Source organism: Marinomonas shanghaiensis (assembly GCF_003259175.1).
GTDB lineage: Bacteria > Pseudomonadota > Gammaproteobacteria > Pseudomonadales > Marinomonadaceae > Marinomonas > Marinomonas shanghaiensis.
Map to the genome: position 1 here is coordinate 23925 of NZ_QGOK01000003.1, position 20896 is coordinate 44820.

The 20896-nt window shown below is 44.0% G+C and carries 19 protein-coding genes; 10 read left to right on the forward strand and 9 right to left on the reverse strand.

All coding sequences use genetic code 11. The features are described from left to right. The first annotated feature begins 124 nt into the window (after positions 1-124). A complete protein-coding gene (locus DKT73_RS00385) occupies positions 125-1108 on the forward strand; it encodes an LLM class flavin-dependent oxidoreductase (protein ID WP_111636648.1) in 984 nt (327 codons plus the stop codon). Positions 1109-1166: 58 nt separating this feature from the next. On the opposite strand, the gene DKT73_RS00390 is transcribed toward DKT73_RS00385, so the two are convergent. Next, entirely contained in the window at positions 1167-2096 is a 930-nt protein-coding gene (locus DKT73_RS00390; RefSeq protein ID WP_111636649.1) for a lysophospholipid acyltransferase family protein, read from the reverse strand. After that, positions 2089-2799, reverse strand: coding sequence for a 3-deoxy-D-manno-octulosonic acid kinase (locus DKT73_RS00395; protein WP_111636650.1), 711 nt, complete (start codon positions 2797-2799; stop codon positions 2089-2091). Before DKT73_RS00395 ends, DKT73_RS00390 begins: the two co-directional genes overlap by 8 nt. Before the next feature lie 109 nt (positions 2800-2908). Between DKT73_RS00395 and DKT73_RS00400 the strand changes: the two genes are divergently transcribed. After that, complete coding sequence (locus tag DKT73_RS00400; RefSeq protein WP_111636651.1) at positions 2909-3934, forward strand: glycosyltransferase family 9 protein; 1026 nt, start codon at positions 2909-2911, stop codon at positions 3932-3934. A gap of 5 nt (positions 3935-3939) precedes the next feature. Here DKT73_RS00400 and DKT73_RS00405 read toward each other — a convergent pair whose 3' ends face one another. Further along, positions 3940-4899, reverse strand: coding sequence for a hypothetical protein (locus tag DKT73_RS00405; RefSeq protein ID WP_111636652.1), 960 nt, complete (start codon positions 4897-4899; stop codon positions 3940-3942). Between the two features lie 193 nt (positions 4900-5092). Here DKT73_RS00405 and DKT73_RS00410 point away from each other — a divergent pair, with 193 nt between their 5' ends. From DKT73_RS00410 to ppnP, 4 genes are all read left to right on the forward strand, one after another. Continuing rightward, positions 5093-5638, forward strand: coding sequence for a DUF1285 domain-containing protein (locus tag DKT73_RS00410; RefSeq protein ID WP_111636653.1), 546 nt, complete (start codon positions 5093-5095; stop codon positions 5636-5638). Between the two features lie 87 nt (positions 5639-5725). Further along, positions 5726-7072 carry a DEAD/DEAH box helicase gene (locus tag DKT73_RS00415; RefSeq protein ID WP_111636654.1) on the forward strand — a complete coding sequence of 449 codons (1347 nt, stop codon included), beginning with the start codon at positions 5726-5728 and terminating at the stop codon, positions 7070-7072. 102 nt (positions 7073-7174) lie between these two features. Next, positions 7175-8104, forward strand: coding sequence for a transcriptional regulator GcvA (gcvA, locus tag DKT73_RS00420; RefSeq protein WP_232827746.1), 930 nt, complete (start codon positions 7175-7177; stop codon positions 8102-8104). 60 nt (positions 8105-8164) lie between these two features. Next, complete coding sequence (ppnP, locus tag DKT73_RS00425) at positions 8165-8455, forward strand: pyrimidine/purine nucleoside phosphorylase (protein ID WP_111636655.1); 291 nt, start codon at positions 8165-8167, stop codon at positions 8453-8455. A gap of 82 nt (positions 8456-8537) precedes the next feature. Here the strand turns inward: ppnP and DKT73_RS00430 are convergent, their stop codons facing one another. Both DKT73_RS00430 and gloB read right to left on the reverse strand, forming a co-directional pair. Continuing rightward, positions 8538-10190: a LysM peptidoglycan-binding domain-containing protein gene (locus DKT73_RS00430; protein ID WP_111636656.1), complete on the reverse strand. Its 1653-nt coding sequence runs from the start codon at positions 10188-10190 to the stop codon at positions 8538-8540. Between the two features lie 54 nt (positions 10191-10244). Next, a complete protein-coding gene (gene gloB, locus DKT73_RS00435) occupies positions 10245-11018 on the reverse strand; it encodes a hydroxyacylglutathione hydrolase (RefSeq protein WP_111636657.1) in 774 nt (257 codons plus the stop codon). A gap of 94 nt (positions 11019-11112) precedes the next feature. Between gloB and DKT73_RS00440 the strand changes: the two genes are divergently transcribed. Genes DKT73_RS00440 through dnaQ form a run of 3 tightly spaced genes read left to right on the forward strand, consistent with a single transcriptional unit; the run spans position 11113 to position 13003 of the window. Then, positions 11113-11853, forward strand: coding sequence for a class I SAM-dependent methyltransferase (locus tag DKT73_RS00440; RefSeq protein WP_111636658.1), 741 nt, complete (start codon positions 11113-11115; stop codon positions 11851-11853). Further along, positions 11850-12293, forward strand: coding sequence for a ribonuclease HI (gene rnhA / locus DKT73_RS00445; RefSeq protein WP_232827747.1), 444 nt, complete (start codon positions 11850-11852; stop codon positions 12291-12293). Before DKT73_RS00440 ends, rnhA begins: the two co-directional genes overlap by 4 nt. Then, entirely contained in the window at positions 12290-13003 is a 714-nt protein-coding gene (gene dnaQ / locus DKT73_RS00450) for a DNA polymerase III subunit epsilon (protein ID WP_111636659.1), read from the forward strand. The genes rnhA and dnaQ overlap by 4 nt, the downstream gene beginning before the upstream one ends. Positions 13004-13143: 140 nt before the next feature. Here dnaQ and nhaB read toward each other — a convergent pair whose 3' ends face one another. Further along, complete coding sequence (gene nhaB / locus DKT73_RS00455; RefSeq protein ID WP_111636660.1) at positions 13144-14646, reverse strand: sodium/proton antiporter NhaB; 1503 nt, start codon at positions 14644-14646, stop codon at positions 13144-13146. Between the two features lie 253 nt (positions 14647-14899). Between nhaB and sohB the strand changes: the two genes are divergently transcribed. Beyond that, complete coding sequence (gene sohB / locus DKT73_RS00460; RefSeq protein ID WP_111636661.1) at positions 14900-15949, forward strand: protease SohB; 1050 nt, start codon at positions 14900-14902, stop codon at positions 15947-15949. A gap of 95 nt (positions 15950-16044) precedes the next feature. Here the strand turns inward: sohB and DKT73_RS00465 are convergent, their stop codons facing one another. The 3 genes from DKT73_RS00465 to folX are packed head-to-tail and all read right to left on the reverse strand — an operon-like array spanning position 16045 to position 20568. Next, positions 16045-16782: a CsiV family protein gene (locus tag DKT73_RS00465; protein WP_111636662.1), complete on the reverse strand. Its 738-nt coding sequence runs from the start codon at positions 16780-16782 to the stop codon at positions 16045-16047. Next, on the reverse strand, positions 16779-20192 hold the full coding sequence (gene mfd, locus DKT73_RS00470; protein WP_111636663.1) for a transcription-repair coupling factor: 3414 nt from the start codon (positions 20190-20192) through the stop codon (positions 16779-16781). Before mfd ends, DKT73_RS00465 begins: the two co-directional genes overlap by 4 nt. Before the next feature lie 7 nt (positions 20193-20199). After that, a complete protein-coding gene (gene folX / locus DKT73_RS00475; RefSeq protein WP_198666505.1) occupies positions 20200-20568 on the reverse strand; it encodes a dihydroneopterin triphosphate 2'-epimerase in 369 nt (122 codons plus the stop codon). Between the last annotated feature and the right edge of the window lie 328 nt (positions 20569-20896).

Here is a 20896-nt window from a genome sequence, read left to right on the forward strand (position 1 = left end):
TGGCTTTTATTAGAATGGGTTGGCAGCGCTTCTGCATTTTGTGCATGATTGTTGGCTTGTTCTCTGTCGAAATGCTCCCAAATAGCGGTTATGTTCTTTATAACCTGATTATTGGGTAAGCATTATGATTCCTTTTTCTATTCTTGATTTAGCCCCTGTTGCAGAGGGGTACTCTGTTGCTGATTCTTTGAAGATGAGTCGTCGAATGGCCATTGCTGCAGAGGAAAATCAATTCGCACGTTTTTGGTTGGCTGAGCACCATGGTATGGCAGGCGTTGCTAGTTCCGCGACATCTGTGGTGTTGTCTTATATTGGGGCGGCCACCTCCACGATTCGTATCGGTTCAGGTGGTGTTATGCTGCCCAATCATTCTCCATTAGTGATTGCGGAGCAGTTTGGTACCTTGGCGGAATTGTATCCTGGCCGAGTGGATTTGGGGTTGGGTCGAGCGCCGGGGACGGACATGCAGACGGCACGTGCTTTGCGTCGCAACATGGAAGCCTCTGTCGATAGTTATCCAGACGATGTTTTAGAATTGCAGCGCTTGCTTGGTCAGAGCGTTCAAGGTGTGATGGCGGTTCCTGGTTACAATACGAATGTCCCCCTTTGGATGTTGGGATCAAGTCTGTATAGCGCTCAAGTGGCAGCCGAGTTTGGTTTGCCTTATTCTTTTGCGTCGCACTTCGCACCGGATCAATTGATTCAAGCGTTGACGGTCTACCGTCGAAACTTCAAAGCGTCTGAACAGCTTGCCAAGCCTTATACCATGGCGGGTGTGATGGCTGTCGTGGCGGATACGGATGAAGAGGCAAAGTACTTGTTCACGTCGGCTCAGCAGCAATTTGTTAATTTGCGTCGTAACCGAAATGTGCCTTTTGCAAAGCCTGTCGATACTATGAACAATATTTGGTCACCAAGTGAAAAGCACATGGTTGATCATATGTTGCAGTATGCCATGGTGGGGTCTAAAGAAAGCGTCGCGTTTCAATTGATGAGTTTTCTAGAATTAACGAATGTGGATGAGCTTATTGTCTCCATGCCAATCCATGATGCGGAAGCGAGATTGAAATCCCTACGCCTAATGGCTGAGATTAGAGACAGTTTTTAAGCTTTCAAAAGCAATAGCCGATAAAAAAACCACTGAACTTTGCTCAGTGGCTTTTTTTTTACTGATCGTATGGTGACGGATCGCCCGCGACAGGTTGTGTTTTAAAGCGTCTGTGTGACCAATAATATTGCTCTTTTTTTGGCTCAATAACGGCTTGCATCAGCTCATTTATTCTTGTCGCGTTTTCAACATCATCTTGGCTAGGGTAGTTTTCCACTTCAGTCAAACTAAGGTGATAGCCATTTTCTGTTCTGCCGTAATCATAAAGCACTACTGGCGCATTGGTCATATTTGCGATGCGACCAATATGAGCAATGGTGGCACATTGTCTGCCATAGAAAGGCGCGAAGACAGAGTTTCTGCGGCCGTAATCTTGATCAACTGCGTACCAGACGGCTTTGTTTTGTTTGAGTGATTTCAGCACTTCTCGCATGTTTGTACGTTCAATGGTTTTGGAGAAAATGGCTTTCCGTTGACGCTCCATCACCCAATTCATAACAGGATTGGTTTGTAATTTGTAAATGGGATGAGCATCGACAAAGCGGGGCATTTGACTGCCACAAATATCCAATGAGGAAAAGTGACCACTTATTAATATGCAGCCTCGTCCTTTCGCTAAGACGCTGTCTATCACTTCTTGGCCTTCAAAGGTAACACGAGACTGGAATTTGCTAGGGCCTTGGAACCAAGATGAGAACGTCTCGATAGTGCCTTTGCCCATACTTTCAAAATGTGCCTTAGTCAGAGCTTTTCTATCGGTCTCGTTCATATCTGGATAGCATATTTTTAAGTTAACATCGCAGATGTGTCGACGTCTCTTAGCAATGGCATGAAGTGTACGACCAAGATATTTACCAAGTTTCTGTTGTAGTGCCCAAGGCAAAAAACTCAGTGCGTAAGCGATTCCCATCGCAAACCAGCTTAACCAGTGTTTTGGGCCAAGGTAATGAGTAATGCTTTTGTCTAGAGTTGATATTTTTTTAGCCATGATAGCCTTCCAAAAAGGTGCGCCACTGCGCATCGGAAACATTGAATTGAGTATAGAGATTGGATTCCTTATCCAACGATCGCTTTAAGCGGTCGATATTGGCTTGTTTCCATTGTGTGTTGTGTGTTCTTTGTTCGCACTTGTCGAAATCAATCAGCCAAACCTTGCCGTTTTGATCGACCATGATGTTGTGACAATTTAAGTCAGAGTGGTAAATGCCTTCGTCGTGGAAGCGTTTCACGACGGCCCCTATTTCTTGCCAGTTTACAGTGGTGCTGTTCCCTGTTTTGATTATATCAAAAAGATCCTGTGCGTTTTCGATGGTCTGCGTTAATAGCTCACCTCGATAAAAGCCTTTATTGAGGGTATATAAGCCACCGATAGGTCGAGGAACCGGTAATCCTATTGAGCACATATATTCTAATAAGCTCAGTTCAAGCCATGGGCGAGTGTTTTTTTGTCCCGTAAAGAAAAAATGGCTTTTATTAAATTTTGCGATCAGTCCGCCGCGACGATAACGTCGTATGACAAACTGTCCAAATTGACTGTTAATAAACCAGACAGCGCCTCGGCCATTGCCTGTACCGATTAATGCTTGTTGTGATTGCCAGAACCTTGGGTCAAACCAAGTGCTTGATAATGGCAATGTCTGGTCACTTTTTAAGAGTGTCATACTGGGCGATATTCTGATGGCTTCTGGCATTTTGCTCGCTTTACATAGGATGGTCTTTATCGCGTCTACAAATTAGGACACATTCAAGGGGGACTATTCTATAATACTTGCCACGTTTAAGCAGCCCTATGAGGAACGCATGCAGCAAGAGTCATTACAGGAAACGCCAGTCCAACATTTGGCCGTGGTTAGATTATCCGCGTTGGGAGATGTGTGTCATGCCATGGCGGTGGTGCAAGCCATTATAAAGTCTAATCCAACTGTACAGGTGACTTGGGTAACGTCGCCTTTGGAGGCCAATTTAGTGCGTTTGTTAGAGGGTGTGCGTGTGGTGGTTTATGACAAAAAAAGTGGTTTGTCTGGACTGCTGGCATTGCGCTCGCTATTTCGTGACCAAACGTTTGATGTTTTACTGCATTTGCAGTGGTCTCTAAGGGCGAGTCTAGTGTCTCGTACAATAAAAGCAAAAAGGCGTATTGGTTTTGCGCTCTCTCATTCTCGTGAGAAACAGCATTGGTTCGTTAATGAATACGCGCCTGAGCCTAAAGGAGAACACGTTTTAGATTCTTTTTTGTCCATTGCAAGTGTGCTGGGCGTGACGTCGCCAGTATTGCCATGTGAATTGGTCTTGCCTGATGCGAACTTAAAACTGCCTGAACGTTATGTGGTGATTAACCCTTCAGCGTCGAAGTCGGAGAGAAACTGGACGGTAGAAGGGTATCAAGCGGTCATTGAGCGCTTATTGATAAAAGGTATTTGTCCTGTAGTGACAGGTGGGCCTTCTTCGGCCGACGCCATCTTTGCTCAGGCGATTATTGCAAACCGATCTGATCAAGTGATTAATTTGGTTGGTAAGACACCCTTGGCTATGATGCTGTCAGTATTAAAAGGTGCGTCATTGGTCGTTAGCCCTGATACGGGGCCAGCACACATGGCAACATTGGTTGGGACTCCCGTTCTTGGTTTGTATGCGCATTCTAATCCCCAGCGAACCGGTCCTTATCGAGATTTAGAGAACGTCGTGAGTGTGTATGAAGAGTTGGCTACGAAAGAATATCAAAAGCCACTCTCCGAATTGCCGTGGTCAACACGCGTGCATGACCCTAAAGCCATGCAGCATATTGCCATTGATCGTGTGCTTGCGGTGCTGGATAGGCTTATTTAATAAGATTATCTAGTAAGAGACTGTTCAGCCAATTTTAGATCTAAGGTTGCTTTAAGCAGCTTATATAGCTTGATTGAAGCGTCTATTTCTTCTTTACGGTTGGTCAAACTTTCGATGTTCAAGCCGAGTGGAACACCAAGTGGCAGTGCCGTTTCAATGATTTGCTCTAAAGCATTGCGACAAATCTTGATGGATTCTTCCAGCGGCGCTTGTGCATCCAAAATACGGTGCTTAGTGGCATCGGGTACGGAAATGCCTAACCATTCCATGAATTCCAATGTTTTTGCGCTGCCGCATGGGGTGAAGGTTAAAATGATGCGTTTAGGTGTTTCGCCTTTTTCTTTGCAGGTTCTGGCGTAGCGGCTTATTAAGTCTGCTGTGGCTTGATGGTTATAAACAGCCTGCGAAATGAAAAATTCACATCCAGATGCTGTTTTTTTCAATAGACGTAAATGTTCATCACCTTTTTTTGCATGTCGCTCTGCGATGGTAACACCGCCTAAGTTAAACGCGTGGGGTGATGCTTTTAATGTGTCGTAGGCGTGTGGTAAGGGCAATTTAATATCGCCCGTTGAAGAAGGTGAGCCCACCAATACGAGATCGCGAATGCCGTATTCTTCCCATGCTTCTGTCAGCCAGCCAGAGAACTCCTCTGAACTGCGTGAAGAGACAGACTTGTAGGTAATGACGGGTTTACCTGATTGTTGGTGAAGGCGTTTTGACCAAGCGCGAGGATCGTGTGTTTCCATAAAAGGAAAAGGGCGTGGTTTGTCAATGCGGCTGGTTTCATCTTGAATGTCATAAACGATCAAACCATCGACGTCGATATTCTCAAGGCGCTCAAGCAGCTTTTGGCTGACTTGCTCTAGTTGCTCCTCTACTAGAGAGGATTTTGGTGGCGTAGTGCCAATAAAGTAAACGCCTCGACTCGGGTCTTGAAACTTGCTTGCTAATTCCGATTTCATAATGTCACACTCTAAATAGACGAGGCAGATAATGTGTTTCTGCGTCTCGTGATGTTTGTTCGTTAGGGCTATTCTAACAGTGAAATGAATTCAAGGCGTTGCCTGCAAGTTGAATAATATTATTGATGAAGTGAAGGTCTTTAATCTTATTTGAAACTGAGTAGGCTAAGCTTCAGTGTAAGTGAGAAAACTGATGTCAAATATAGAGTTAAAAGGCCTTTCTGAGGCAGCCGCTTCTGGTTTGCCGCCCGTTCATACTTGGGCGCCCCCTTTTTGCGGTGATATTGATATGGTGATTAAAGCGAATGGCGAATGGTGTCATGAAGGCGGTAAGATTAAACGTTCCTCGATGGTAACGATGTTTAGCCGCATTCTGTGGTTTGAAAACGGTGAACACTTTTTAGTGACGCCTGTTGAAAAAGTTCGAATCCAAGTGGAAGATGCGCCTTTTTTCATTAACCGTTGGCAATGGGTTGAGACGGAATATGGTCGGGCGATAGAATTTACGACACAAACTGAGGACGTCTTAGTGCTTGGGATTGACTGCGATATGTGGATGGATTTCTATAAGGAAGAAGAACGGCCCTATGTTTCCATGCGCTATGGCATGAAGGCACTGGTAGGTCGAAATGTGTTTTACGCTATTGCTGAGTATCTTACCCAGGTTGCAGCGCCAGAGGGAAGCGGTATGGGCATAATAAGTGCGGGGAAAAGCTATCTTTTAATGCAAGAGACATAACGAATTTCGGGTGGTCTAGGTTATAATGCGCGAATTCAACGCGACGTCTTGATCGCGTCATATTTTTACTTTTAAAGGGGTGTTTGTTTGTTATTCGAAGAATTTGGTTTTGATAATCGCATTTTAAAGTCCATTGGCCATTTAGGGTTTGATGAGGCAACGGAAATTCAAGCTCGTGCGATTCCAGAAGCTATGGCTGGGCGAGACTTATTGGCGTCATCAAAAACAGGTTCAGGAAAAACGCTCGCCTATCTTTTGCCTGCTTTGCATCGTGTTTATAAGAAAAAAGCCTTATCTAAGCGTGATCCTCGCGTGGTGGTTCTGGTTCCGACTCGTGAGTTAGCCAAGCAAGTATTTGGTCAGCTAAGACTCTTGTTAGCAGGTAGTCGCTTTACCTCTATTCTTATTCAAGGTGGTGAGAACTTTAACGATCAGCATAAGTCATTGCAGAAAGACCCACATTTTATTGTTGCGACGCCAGGTCGTTTGGTGGATCACCTAAAGCAGCGTCATGTTTTTTTAGAAGGACTTGAATTGCTTATTCTGGATGAAGCGGATCGCATGTTGGATTTGGGCTTTGCTGACGCCATGCGAGCCATTAACGCGGCCGCCAGTCACCGTCAGCGCCAGACGTTGTTTTTCTCTGCGACGCTGGATAATACCGAAGTCAGTGTCATTGCTGGTGAATTATTAAGAGAGCCTTCGCGTGTTGCTGTTGGTCAGGGGTTTGATGAGCACACGGATATTTCTCAGCATGTGTTGTTGTGTGATCACTTGGATCATAAAGAAGCGCTTCTAAAGCATTTATTATTGAGCCAAGCGCTTAAACAAGCGATTATTTTTACCGCTACGAAAAGCGATACCGTGCGTTTATCTGAAATGATTGCTGGGTGGGGACTAAGTACACAGGCTTTAAATGGCAACCTTTCTCAAAGCGCTCGTAATAAAACCATGGAAAGTTTTGCCAAAGGTCAGTTTGATGTATTGGTCAGTACCGATGTCGCTTCTCGTGGTTTGGATATTGCCAGTGTGTCTCATGTGTTTAATTTTGATTTGCCAAAGCAAGCGGAAGAGTTTGTGCATAGAACGGGGCGTACAGGACGTGCTGGTTTTAAAGGCGATGCTTATTCGCTGGTTGGTCCAAAAGATTGGGTGAATTTCAAAGCAATCGAAGCTTTCTTACAAAAAACCTTTATAGCCGAGTCTATAGAAGGACTCGAGCCGACGTTTAAGGGCTTACTTCCACCTAAACCTGTTCGTCAAGAAACGAAGAAGGGGAATGTCAAAACGCCAACTAAAGCGCCTAAAAAGACAAATAAAAAGCCAGCTGGTAAAGCTCGTTTCCATGATAATCAACAGGACGGTTTTGCTGCTTTTAAATTACCGCCTAAGCGTTTTGCGACATCGGAAGTGACCAGTGATGAAGATGAGTAATCTGATTAGTATTGCGTAACATTATTGTGAACGCAGAACTATAATAATTGACAGGTGAGCCATTTTCACGCTATTGATTAGAGAAAGTGTAGAAATCTTTCTTTGCCTTTCTTATCTATTGGAGATGAGCTTATTAATCGTTTGCCGCCATTAAATTCATTAAAGTGTTTTGAATCTGCCGCTCGTCATGGCAGTTTTAATAAAGCAGCCAAGGAATTGTCTGTAACACCTTCTGCGATTAGTCATCAAATCAAAGGCTTGGAAAGTTTTCTAGGTCTTGAGTTGTTTCGGCGTACTAAACGTAAGGTTATTTTAACGGAAGCGGGTGAGTCGTATTTAAAACCAATAAAGAGTATTTTTGAGCAGTTGGAGAACGCGACCTCTGAGCTCAAGAGCAAACAAAAGTCTGGGTCGTTGCGATTAGCAGTTGCCCCTGCTTTTCTGACTCGTTGGCTGATGCCCAGAATGGAGCGTTTTCAAGAGCGTTATCCTGATATTCAGATAGAAATTAGTTCTTCCACGGGGTTGATTGATTTCTCTGCCAATGACATAGATATGGCTGTGTACTTTGGTAGTGGAGATTGGGAAGACGTAGAGGCGCATTATTTGCGCCCGGCAAGATTGGCCCCGGTTTGTAATCCTCGCTTGATAAAACCTGATCAGCCTATTGTTAAGCCTGAAGACATGCGATTTTATCCGCTTTTGCATGTCACGAAACGAAAAGATGAATGGCATGATTGGCTCCAGCAGCATGATCTTGACCCAAAACTATTCCGTCGTGGCTTGATGTTTTCTAGTGGTTCATTAACCGCTGGGGCTGCGGCTCAAGGCTTGGGTATCTCATTAACCGATCCCGAATTGATCATGCCAGAAATAGAAGCTGGGACGCTTAAAGTGTTATTTAATCAGCATTTGATTACTAATCGTTCTTTTTATTTGGTGTATGAAAAGCGCCGTTCAGTTACCTCTGCTATGTCGGCTTTTAAAGAGTGGATAATCGAAGAGATGGTTGGTGGCACTAAAAACACATAGATATATTGTGAAATGTAGAAAGAAAAAACATATTTTAAAAACGGAAATGAGAACTTGTATATGAGCACTGGGTTAAAAGTAAATAGCTATTTTAATGATCAAGTAAAGTCTATTGCATTGGACAATGCGGAAGGCACATCAACTGTTGGTGTGATGGCGATTGGTGATTATGAATTTGGTACGAGTCAACGAGAGTATATGACCGTTGTCTCTGGTGCGCTGACGGTAAAATTGCCAGCGCAAGACGATTGGAAAACGTTTGGGAAAGGCGATACTTTTATTGTTGAGGCAAACCAAACCTTTCAATTGAAAGTGACGGAAATGACCGCTTACCTATGTCGTTATGAATAATACTGTTTTGTAAAAATTCTAAATAAAAAGGGCTGATTAAATCAGCCCTTTTTATTTTTCTGTTTTGATGGCTTGGCTTGGCTTAGCCACCGACCACATTAACGAGTAGCGTCACCTTATCACCAGGTTGAACGTATTTTTTACTGGTGACTTTCGGATTCCACTCACGGATATCATTAATGGATACCTTAAATTTATTGGCAACCACCGCCAACGACTCCCCTGATCTTATGGTGTAAATCACCTTCTTGATCACGCTGCGAGTGCTGTTTGTTTCTGTTTTTTCAGGCTCTAGCCAAACGACGAGCTTCTTTCCTGGCATTAACGGATCGCCCAGACCCATGTTATTCCAACGGGCAAGTGTTTTGGTATCCGTTTTATATTTATTGGCAATTAACCATAAGCTATCACCTGAACTGACGGTGTAGTTTATTTTAATTCGATTGCGGTTTGGTGCTTTGGATTGCTTGGCCAGCAAGCGTTGATGAGAACTTAACGTGTAGCTTTCAATGTTATTTCCGGCCACTGGGATCATTAGCTCTTGCCCAACGCGGATCATAGAGGAAGACATTTTATTAACGTCTTGCAGGACGTTGACTGTTGTATTGTGCTGTTTTGCCACTAAGAGTAAATTGTCACCTGCTTTTACTGAATAGCGAACCCAAGTTACTCGCTCTTTGCTGGGGATTTCTGCCAGCTTTGCTCTGAATCTTTTTGCCTTGGAAATAGGCATTAACAGTCGATGGGGGCCGTCTGGAGAGGTCGCCCATTGGTTGAAACCAGGGTTTAAAAGATAGACTTCATCAATACTGACATTTGCCATTTCGGCCGCTTGTGCTAGGTCTATCTGACCACCGACATTGACAACATCAAAGTAAGGTTTGTTCGGGATGGAATAGGTTGAGTAATTATACTTTTCTGGATCTTTAATGATCTTGGCAAGTGCTATTAGCTTGGGTACATAAGCTCGCGTCTCTCGCGGCAGGTCCAAGGACCAAAAATCAGTAGGCTTGCCCGCTTTTTGGTTCTTTCTGATGGCTCTCATCACCGTACCTTCGCCCGAGTTATAAGAGGCCAGGGCATGTAACCAGTTGCCATCAAACATCTTATGCAGTCGAGTTAAGTAAGCGATGGCGGCCTGAGTTGAGCCGATAATGTCACGTCGGCCATCATACCACCATGTTTGGTCCAATCCGTACATCTGACCGGTAGAAGGGATAAACTGCCAAGGCCCTGAAGCACGGCCATGACTGTAACCAAATGGATCAAAACCACTTTCTACAATAGGCAAAAGGGCAATCTCTGTCGGGATACCGGCTTTTTCTAGTTCTTCAACAATGTAATATAAATAGCGTTCACCACGCTTGGATACTCGGTCCAAATAAGAAGGATGAGAGCTAAACCAGCGCAGTTGAGAAGATAAGCGAGGACGATCTATATCAAGATCAAGCTGGTATCCTGCGCGAATTCTGTCCCATATATCGTCATGATCTCTTGGTTTTACTTCTGCAATAGGGAGTTCATCGGTGACGTCTTCATTGTCCTCAGCCGTCGATTCGACAGGGGGCACAGTGTCAATAAAACCTAATTGCTCAGTATCTGCTTCGGTAATATCACTGTCTTCTAAGGACTCTGCGAGGTCGTTTGAAGCGTTATCTTGTTCTATTTTTGAGGCGGTTTGGCAGGCGCTTAGGGTTAGGCTGACAAGGCAAATCCAGAATATTTTATATATCATGTGAGTCACAAAATTGAATAAAGTTTGGACATTTTAAGGGAGTATCGCGATAGGTCAACAAAAACTATCCTTGGCGCGTCTAACTTGGCTGAATGCGACGACAGAATTGTCGCTTGGATTTTCGTTAAGTTGTTGTGCTGCCTTCCTTTTTAAGGCCTTAATGTGGGTGCGTAAAAAGGGGTTAGTTTTTTTCTCAAGGCTTAATTTTGTTGGCAAAGTGGGCTGATTATTGGCACGTTTTGCTTGATTGGCACGATTGGCGTGTAAAAGTGCCTTATTGTTGGGCTCTAAAGAAAGGGCGAAACGATAGTTGGCTAAAGTATATTCGTGCGTCCCATAAATGAGTGTATCGTCAGGCAAACTCATGATGCGTGTCATTGCGGCCAACATTTGTTTTGGTGTTCCTTCCATAATTCGACCACAGCCACCTTTAAATAAGGTATCTCCGCTAAATAATACATTAGGACCTTGCGAACAAAAGTAGCACAAATGGTCTAGCGTGTGTCCAGGGGTAGCGATGACTTGAAAAGCGTTGTCGAATACTGATACTTGATCGCCATTGAATACAGGAGTCGTCACGAGATCCGTTAGGTGGTTTGGTCCATAAACATGACACGCAAAGTGTTGCTTTAGTTTACTGACGCCCCCAGTATGATCTTTGTGGTGGTGGGTGATTAAAATGCCTGCTAAGGTTTGGTTATATTCATGGCAATAGTTTAATACAACGTCGGCATCTCCTGGATCTACAGCCCAAATGGTGGAACTATCTTTATCTTGGATGATCCAGATATAATTATCCTGAAAAGCGGGAAGCGGAAAAATAGTCATAAGTTGTCTGCTTTATAGAGGCGGTGGTTGTTTATATGGCGTGTCTATAAAAATAAATACAGCGTCATACCGTTTAAAAAAGAGAATTCATTGTATGTTGGATGATCAATCAAGACAATTTTTTCAAAATTGGTACAAAACGAACCTAGGCGAGAGCGTGTTGCAGTTAGAGCGCAATGAGGTCGCAGCGGAACTCGATTCAGCGGTAGGTTACTATCTCGTCACACAATCACCGCTTAAAGATTTTTCTCTGCGGGACCATCGTTTGCGAGAAAGTATTTTAATAGCGCCTACTTTAGAGTTTGGTGCTCCGTCAAATACGGTGGTCGCGAGGGCCAGTGAGTTGCCTTTTGAAGCCGATGGCGTAGATGTCCATGTTTTTCACCATACTTTGGATATTTCGGCAACGCCTCACGATGATTTGCGAGAAGCAGCAAGAACCTTATTGCCAAGTGGGAAGTTAATCATTATTGGCTTTAACCCTTGGAGTGTCTGGGGATTTTGTCGTGTGTTTTCAAAAAAAGTGAAAGCGCCATGGTGTGGTCATTTTATTGCCCATCAGCGATTAGAGGATTGGCTAAAAGTAGCGGGTCTCACCTTGGAAACAAAGCGCTTTGTGTATTATCAACCGCCATTACAAAGTGGCAAATGGCGATCGCGTTTTGCTTGGGTGGATCGCATGTTTAAGCCGCTTAAGCTGCCCTTTAGCGGCATTTATGTCATGGTGGCAACAAAGCAAGTAAAACGCTTTATTCCACTAAAACCTCGTTGGTCTGGGGCTAGAGTCCGAGTGCCGCCTTTAACGAAACCAACAGTAAAAGAGATGAAAGAGTGAAAAAGGTTGTAATGTACACAGACGGTGCTTGTAAGGGAAATCCTGGTATTGGTGGTTGGGGAGCTTGGCTAACCTTTGGCGAGCATGAAAAACGTTTATGTGGTGGTGAGCAGGATACGACAAATAATCGTATGGAGCTCATGGGAGCAATAGAAGGGTTACGAGCATTAAAAGAAAAATGTGCGGTGACTTTGTATACGGACTCTTCCTATGTGCAAAAGGGCATCACCGAATGGCTAGCTGGCTGGAAACGAAAAGGGTGGATGACGGCCTCTAAACAGCCTGTAAAAAATAAAGACCTCTGGCAGGCCTTAGACGAACAATGCCAGTACCATGAAGTGACATGGAAATGGGTGAAAGGTCACGCGGGCATTGAAGGTAATGAAATTGCGGATCAATTGGCAAATAAAGGCATTGAGGAATTAAGGGCGCTATCATGAGACAGGTTGTGCTGGATACAGAAACAACGGGTATCGACCCAAAACAAGGGCATCGAATTATCGAAATTGGTTGTGTGGAAATGATTGGTCGTAAGTTAACCAATCGGCATTTTCATGTTTATATCAATCCGGACAGGGAGGTAGAAGAAGAGGCCTTTCGGGTTCACGGGATCAGTAATGAATTTCTTGCTGATAAACCTCGCTTTCATGAGATTGCTCAAGAGTTTTTCGATTTTATCAAAGGTGCTGAACTGATTATCCATAACGCGCCATTCGATATTGGCTTTATGGACCACGAGTTTGCACGCATTGGCGGCTATCCAAAAACAGCAGAGGTATGTGGTGTCTTCGACAGCCTAGTGTATGCTCGCAAGAAACACCCTGGGCAGAAAAATAACCTCGATATTTTATGTAAGCGTTATGGTATTGATAACTCCCATCGAGAATTACACGGAGCCTTATTAGACTCGGAAATTCTTGCTGATGTGTATCTACTGATGACGGGGGGGCAGACCAGTTTGGGGCTTGCTACTCATGCGGACTCAGACAGCAAAGAAGAGGGTGGCGTGGAAGCCATTCGTCGTTTTTCAGCTAATCGCCCAGCGCTAAAAATTATCCGTGCCAGCGAGAGCGAACTAAAAGCGCATGAAGAGCGTTTGGACTTAATCGACAAAAAATCGGGTCAGTCTCTCTGGCGAATTAAACATTAGCAAACAGAAAAAAACATCAATGTAAAAGCCCAGCAAACCTAATAAAAAAAGAACCCCCAATCTTTGGTTCAACAGATTGGGGGGTTCTTTTTTGTTGGTAGTATGATTTTATGTGGCTTATTGATTCATCAAAAAGCGTATTACAATAGGTAAACTACACATAATCCGCCAACGATGCTCAATACTATCGTATAGGGAAGAGCCATCCACACCATCTTGCCGTATGACAAACGTAATAGTGGTGCAATCGCAGAAGTTAATAGAAACAAGAAAGCGGCTTGACCGTTTGGCGTGGCAACACTGGGTAAGTTTGTGCCTGTATTGACGGCGACTGCTAAGGTGTCAAAATGTTCTCGAGTAATGGTACCAGCATCCAGTGCGGCTTTGATTTCATTGATATAGACAGTGGCTACAAAAACGTTATCACTAATAGCAGACAATAAGCCATTGGCAATAAAGAGCATGATAGGCTGACGATCTGTAGGCATCTGTAGCACTATGTCAATAACGGGCTGGAATAAATGCTGGGAGTGTATTACTGAAACCACAGTAAAAAATACCACTAATAATGCCGTAAAAGGTAGTGACTCCTCAAAGGCATGACCAATACGGTGTTCTTCAATAATGCCATTAAATGAGGTGAGTAAGACGATCACCATCAAACCAACCAGTCCTACTTCTGCAACATGGAAAGCAAGAGACAGAACGAGAATAATAGCAACGATGCCTTGAACAATAAGTTGTGCTTTGATTTTATGTGTGTGTTTTTGACTTTCTTCTTTTTCAAAATTGTTAAGAATGTCACGAACGGTATCGGGTAGCTGAGCACCATAGTCAAACCAAGCTGTTTTTTCTAATACGACGACCGTCAGTAGGCCACAGATCAAAACTGGCATGGAAACGGGGGCCACATTGAGGAAGAACTCCCCGAAGTTCCAACCAGCCACTTTCGCAATCAGTAAATTTTGTGGTTCACCGACTAACGTGGCGACGCCACCAAGAGCGGTACCAACCGCACCGTGCATTAATAAATCTCGTAAAAAAGAACGAAATTCGTTTAGGTCTTCGGCATTCACGGGCAAAATGGAGTCGTCCGTGCCATGGTCATGATTCTTATTAGAGCTCTGTCCGGAAGCGGCTTTGTGATAAACCGAATAGAAACCAACACCAACACTGATTAGAACCGCTGTGACCGTTAAGGCATCTAAGAAAGCAGACAGTAGGGCTGCAGAAAAACTAAAAATCAACGATATGACGATCTTAGATTTTACTTTCACCAAAAGTTTATTAAAGATAAACAGCAGCATGTCTTTCATAAAGTAAATGCCAGCGACCATAAACATAAGCAGTAAAATCACTTCAATGTTATGGGACACTTCAGCGTAGACGCCTTCTGGTGAAGTTAGCCCAAGAACGACGGCTTCAATGGCAAGCAGTCCACCTGGTTGCAATGGATAGCACTTTAGGGCCATGGCCAAAGTAAAAATGAATTCAATAATCAGTAGCCAACCTGCAACAAAGGGCCCCAACACCACTAAGACGATCGGGTTGATGATTAAAAACGCTAAGATTATTTGTTTGTACCACAGTGGCGATGCACCGAGGAAATTTCTTCCTAGCGCTTGAGACAGAGAGGCTTTCATTGATTACTCCTTTTAGGAAAACACTGAAAATGTGCAAAAAATTAACAAGATTTTTCTGTTTTGCGTGGTGAAACAAAAAAATCTTGTTAATTTTCTTATGTTTTAGACTAGAAAATATCCAAGAGTGATCGAAGTGTGCAGATAATAAGGCATATGCTTGACAGTATCTATAGTGAAATATCAGTAAATATGATTGTTATTTGTAAAAATATCCCCAATATGCCAAGAACTTATGATTATTTAGAGGAAACAAATGTTGGAATTTTTAACTGACTATGCCGGATTTTTACTGAAACTCATCAGTGTTGCTGTGGTGATTGGTTTTTTGTTAGCCATGATGGCAAGTGGCAAGCGTAAAGCACAGCCAGGCAGCTTATCTATTACTAAATTAAACGAAACTTATGACGCCATGAAGGCGGAGTTGGACCGTCAACTAATCGATAAAAAAACGTTAAAGAGCCTTGAAAAAGAGAAGAAGAAAAAAGAAAAGCTAGAGAAAAAAGCTCAGAAAAAAGCGCCTAAAGATGCTGATGCCAAAGAAGAGGCCAAGAAGCGAGTGTATGTGTTGGATTTTGATGGCGACATCAAAGCCTCCGCGGTAGAAACAATGCGAGAAGAGATAACCGCGATTCTAAGCATCGCCAAACCGCAGGATGAAGTGGTTGTGCGTTTAGAAAGTGGTGGTGGTGTGGTGCACGGTTATGGTTTAGCAGCATCCCAATTACAACGTATTCGAGAAGCGAAGATTCCCTTGACGATTTGCGTCGATAAAGTCGCTGCCAGTGGTGGTTATATGATGGCTTGTGTAGCTGATAAAATCATTGCCGCGCCTTTTGCTATTTTGGGCTCTATTGGCGTGGTCGCGCAAATACCAAACCTGCACCGTTTGTTGGACAAAAGCCTTATTGATGTAGAGTTGCACACAGCGGGTCGATACAAGCGTACGTTGACTATGTTGGGCGAAAATACCGATGAAGGTCGTGAAAAATTTAAGCAAGATTTAGAAGATACACATGACCTTTTTAAACGTTTTGTGTCTGGACAGCGTCCACAGTTGGATATTGAAAGTATTGCCACAGGGGAAACTTGGTATGGTTCGGAAGCTCTGGACAATAAATTAGTCGATGTTGTAATGACCAGTGACGCTTATTTGGTTTCTCATTATGAGACAGCAGAAGTGGTTCGTTTAGCATACAAACAGCCAAAAGGTATGGCAGAGCGTTTAGGCTTGTCATTCTTTTCAGTGATCGAACAGAAAGCCGTTGCTTGGGTGGGGAAATTAGCTCAGTCACGCGGTTATTAGACTGTTTTTGAGCCAATAAAAAGGAGCCTGCTTTTGGCTCCTTTTTATTGACACTAAGTGTGCTAGTGGTTGGTCAGTGTGGGGACACTTATACTCTATGGCGTCTTCGTGTTGTAAGTCAGGCTTCTTTCTGCTTCCGGTGTGGTTGCCTGAAAGGCCATTGCTTGCTCCACTTCGATCGGTTCAAAATAGAGCAATGTGCCTATCGTTGGATGATCTAAGTAGTTAACTTTTTTACTGGCAGTTCTATTGGTTTGATGTAATTTCAGTACCATCGTTGGAGTTAATTCTGTCGCATCTGTCGTTGACGGTAGCATTGGCGATGCTGGGCTATTTTTATCCTGAAGAGCTGCAGCTGTTTGTTGAGTGCGACCAAATAAGTAATGCTGGTAGCGTATGTCTGACTCCAAATAACGCCCTAGTGTGATGGTGATATTACCTGTCAAAACTGGATAGCCATTTTCATTTTGCTGACTGACAAAACTTTTATTGATGGTGTCTCCTGGTCGCTTAAAGAGGAGTGTCCATTTTTGATTGGCAAGAATCTTTACCTGACGACCCAGTCTTCTTTCGATATTGCCAAAAGGTGATGCTTGGCTATTGCTGCGGCTATTTCCGGCGCCATCATTGGCGGCTGGGAAGCGAACGAGGCGATCTGTAGACAGTATGTTTTTATAACTTACCTGCTCGCTTGATTGGCCTTCAGGCCACATAAAAGTAACAACATACACTTCGTAGGCCTTGGCACTATTGGGAGAAAAGTCATTCTCTTCTGCATATAGGGCAGTATTCAATAATACCAAAGATATAAACGTCACAATTAAAGCTTTCAATGTAGTAATTCCAAGGTCATTGTTGTTTGCTGGAAACGCTCTTCTGCGCTGCCCATTGGTGCTAAAAACTTCAAGGTATCAGAGCCTGCTAGTTTATACACATCGGGCTTGGTCTGAATGAGTCTAATGAGTTTCATTGGATCCACAGGCGTTTTGCTATTAAAGGTGATTTTACCTTCTTTTGCATTGGCTTCAATCTTATTGATGCCAAGGCTTTCTGCTTTCAGTTTCAGCTCTGTTTGGCGGAACAGATTTTTTGTCGCATCTGGCAGCAGTCCAAAGCGGTCTATCATTTCCACTTGTAGATCTTTCAGCTCGTCACTTACTTTTGCACTGGCAATGCGTTTATACAGAATAAGGCGGGAATGTACATCACCTAAATAATCTTCAGGTATGAGTGCAGGTACCCGTAAGTTAACATCGGTTTGAGCGGGGGAGGTGATGTCAATATCAGGCGACTCGCCATTTTTCAGGGATTTGACCGCTCTGTCTAGCATATCCATAAACAACGCAAACCCAACATGCTCAATGTGTCCACTCTGACCGTCACCTAAGAGCTCGCCTGTCCCCCTGATCTCTAAGTCGTGTGTGGCCAGCGTGAAGCCAGCACCGAGTTTGTCGGCCAGCATGATGGCTTCTAAGCGCTTTTCGGCGTCGCTGGTCACCTTGCGGTCATGTGGTGTGAGTAGGTAGGCGTAAGCTTGATGATGAGATCGACCAACGCGTCCACGTAATTGGTGCAATTGTGCCAGGCCAAACTTATCCGCACGTTCAATGATAATGGTATTTGCGTTGGGTATGTCGATACCCGTTTCTATGATGGTTGAACAAACGAGCACGTTAGCGCGTTTGTGGTAAAAATCAGACATGACTTGTTCCAATTCTCTTTCACGCATCTGTCCATGGCCTACAATCACGCGAGCTTCTGGTATTAACGCTTCCAATTCTTCTGCCGTTTTTTGAATGGTTTGGACTTCATTGTGCAGATAATACACCTGTCCCCCACGATGCAGTTCTCGCAAAATGGCTTCTTTAATCTGATGCTCTTCTTTTTGTTTGACAAACGTTTTAACGGACAACCGCTTGGCGGGTGGTGTGGCGATAATCGATAAATCCCGAATACCAGATAACGACATGTTTAATGTTCTAGGAATCGGTGTGGCCGTCAGTGTCAATATGTCGACTTCTGCTCGCAACGCTTTGAATTGTTCTTTTTGCTTGACCCCAAAACGATGCTCTTCATCGATAATAACCAAGCCTAAGTTCGCAAATTTAATATCGCTTTGGATGAGCTTATGAGTGCCGACCACGATATCGGCCTTGCCAGATTCTAAGCGATCAATCGAGGTGTTGGATTGTTTACCTGAGCGGAAGCGAGATAGCAACTCGATTTCCACAGGCCAATCCGCAAAGCGGTCACAAAAATTCTCGTAGTGCTGTTGAGCGAGTAGGGTGGTTGGAACGAGTACGGCTACTTGCTTGCCATCTTGCACCGCAAGAAAGGCCGCGCGCATGGCAACTTCTGTTTTACCAAATCCCACATCCCCACAAACTAAGCGATCCATCGGTTTTTTAGCGGACATGTCACGCATAACCGCATCAATGGCCATTTGTTGGTCGGGGGTTTCCTCGAATGGAAAACCCGCGGAGAATAGCTCGTACTGATCGTCGGGCTTGGCAAAGGCATGGCCTACTTTCGCCTCACGCTTGGCGTATATTTCTAGCAGTTCGGCCGCGGTATCACGCGCCTTTTCAGCGGCTTTTTGTTTCGCGACGCTCCATTTGTCTGTGCCAAGCTTGTGCAGTGGTGCGGTGTCTTCGTCGGCACCCGTGTAACGTGAAATTAACTGCAGTGAGGATACTGGAACATAGAGTTTGGCATCATTGGCATAGCCAAGGGTGAGTAGTTCTGTTTCCTGTCCATCAATTTCTAGGTTGGTGAGACCAAGGTAGCGGCCTACACCATGGTCGATATGTACCACGGGCGCGTTTAATCTCAGCTCAGTGAGGTTTCTAATGATGGCGTCTTCGCTGATATTGTTTTGCTTGTTGCGTCGACGGTGTTGAGAAACGCGTTCACCTAGTATTTCGCTTTCTGGAATAAGGGCCAATTCATCATTAATAATGAAACCGCGACCAATGCTGCCTTCAGTGATGGCGAGTGACTTCGTTGATTTGGTAAAGGCTTCCCAGCCATCCACTTGCTTAGGCTTAATGTTGTACTTTTTAAGCAAGTCGAGCAGTGCTTCTCGGCGGCCTGCAGACTCCGCCACAATGAGCACTCTCGCGGTTGTTTTCGTGAGGAAGTTTTGCAATTTACTCAGTGGTTGCTCTGCTCTAGAGTCAATTTTGACTGCATCAAGCGCGCGGTAGGCGGAATGCTCTCCAGCGGCAGAAAAAATAACGTTGGTGTATTGTTTGAGTTGCCCAAATAGCTCGTCTTCTATTAGGCAGATCTCATCAGGCCTTAATATTGGGCGTTCAATATTATAATTGAGTGACTCATGCCGGCTGCGAAAATCCAATTGTATACTGGCAAGTTGCTCGTGAAAGTTATCTGCTCGAATGATCAAGGTGTTGTCAGGAAGGTAGTCAAAAACGCTTGCTGTTTGTTCGAAAAACAAAGGCAGGTAGTACTCTATGCCAGCGGGAATAATGCCGCTGGAAATGTCTTGGTAAATCGGGCTTGAAAGTGGGTTTGTGTCAAAACGTTCTCGAAAAGCTTGGCGAAATTGCTGAATGCCTTGAGGTGTGGTTGGAAACTCCTTCGCTGGCAGCATTTTTATTTCTGATACCTTATTGATGCTGCGTTGCGTTTCTGGATCGAACCAGCGGATAGAGTCTATGTCGTTATCAAACCAATCAATGCGAATGGGGTTTTCAGCCCCCATAGGGTATACATCCATTAGAGCACCGCGAATAGCATACTCGCCGTGTTCATGAACGTTTTCTACGTTTAAATACCCTGCATTTGTGAGTTTACGAGACAAGTCTTCGAGTGGGAGTTCTTGTCCTTCTTTTAAGTGAAAGCGTTGCGCATCTAAATGTTGTTTGGGGCACAAGCGCGTTAAACAGGACGCCACCGTGGTCAATACGATAGGTTGTTTTGTTTCAGTGAGTTTTGCCAACGTTTCTAGGCGTTGGGAAATGATGTCTTGGTGAGGGGAGAAGGCATCGTACGGCAAGGTTTCCCAATCACTGAACCTGAGTATTTCACGTTTGTTTTGATTCAGAAACAGTATTTCATCTTCAAGCTCATTTAGTTCAGCCACCGTGTTGACCATATAAAGAATGGGCAATTTGTGTTGAGAGGCGATAGCAAGTAGCTGCAAGGCTTTACGACTACCATCTAAGCCACTAATGACATTTTTGAAGCCGGGTTTTAGGGTGATTGATACAGTTTCTGACATGTTAGGCTTATTGTTCTCTAGTGGCGGACAGTGTTAATGAAACAGAGTCGGCGAAACGTAAGGCATGCGGTTTTGCGACTTCCACTTTGGCAAAAGTAACATGACTGGAAGACATGCAAAGTTCCAGTAGGTCTGCGGTTAATTTTTCAAGCAGTAAAAAACGGTTGTTTTCAGTGTGTGCGATCATTTCTTTGCAAATAGTTCTGTAGTTGACGGCATTTTCTACGTTGTCTGTGTCATAGGCTTGGGAGGCTGGGTAATGTATCCAGGCATTGATTACCACGTCCTGCTTATTTTGTTTTTCTGATTCATTGAATCCAATATAGGTTCTTAAGCGTAAGTTTTTAATATGAATTTGAGCTTCTGGTTTGATCATCGATGTGCTTCCGTGTTTTTGAGCCTATTCATGAGTTAGGCGATATTGTGTCGTTTTCAATAGGATATGGCAACCGACTAAAGTACGTCGAAGCTTTACATTTGGATCGTCTTTTTCCGATTTAATTTATGAAAGTGATGAAGAGGGGCTAAGTTGTCTTCAATCATGTAATAAAATAACAAAAAAAAGTATTTTTTTATGGCTACACACCAGCCAATAAGGAGCAAGATGTGCTTTTAAGTAAAAGTTGGTGCTTAAAGTCCGCTTCATGAGCTGGTCAATGGGGGGAATGATCTTTATAATACGTCGGTTTTTTGGTGAAGTGAGT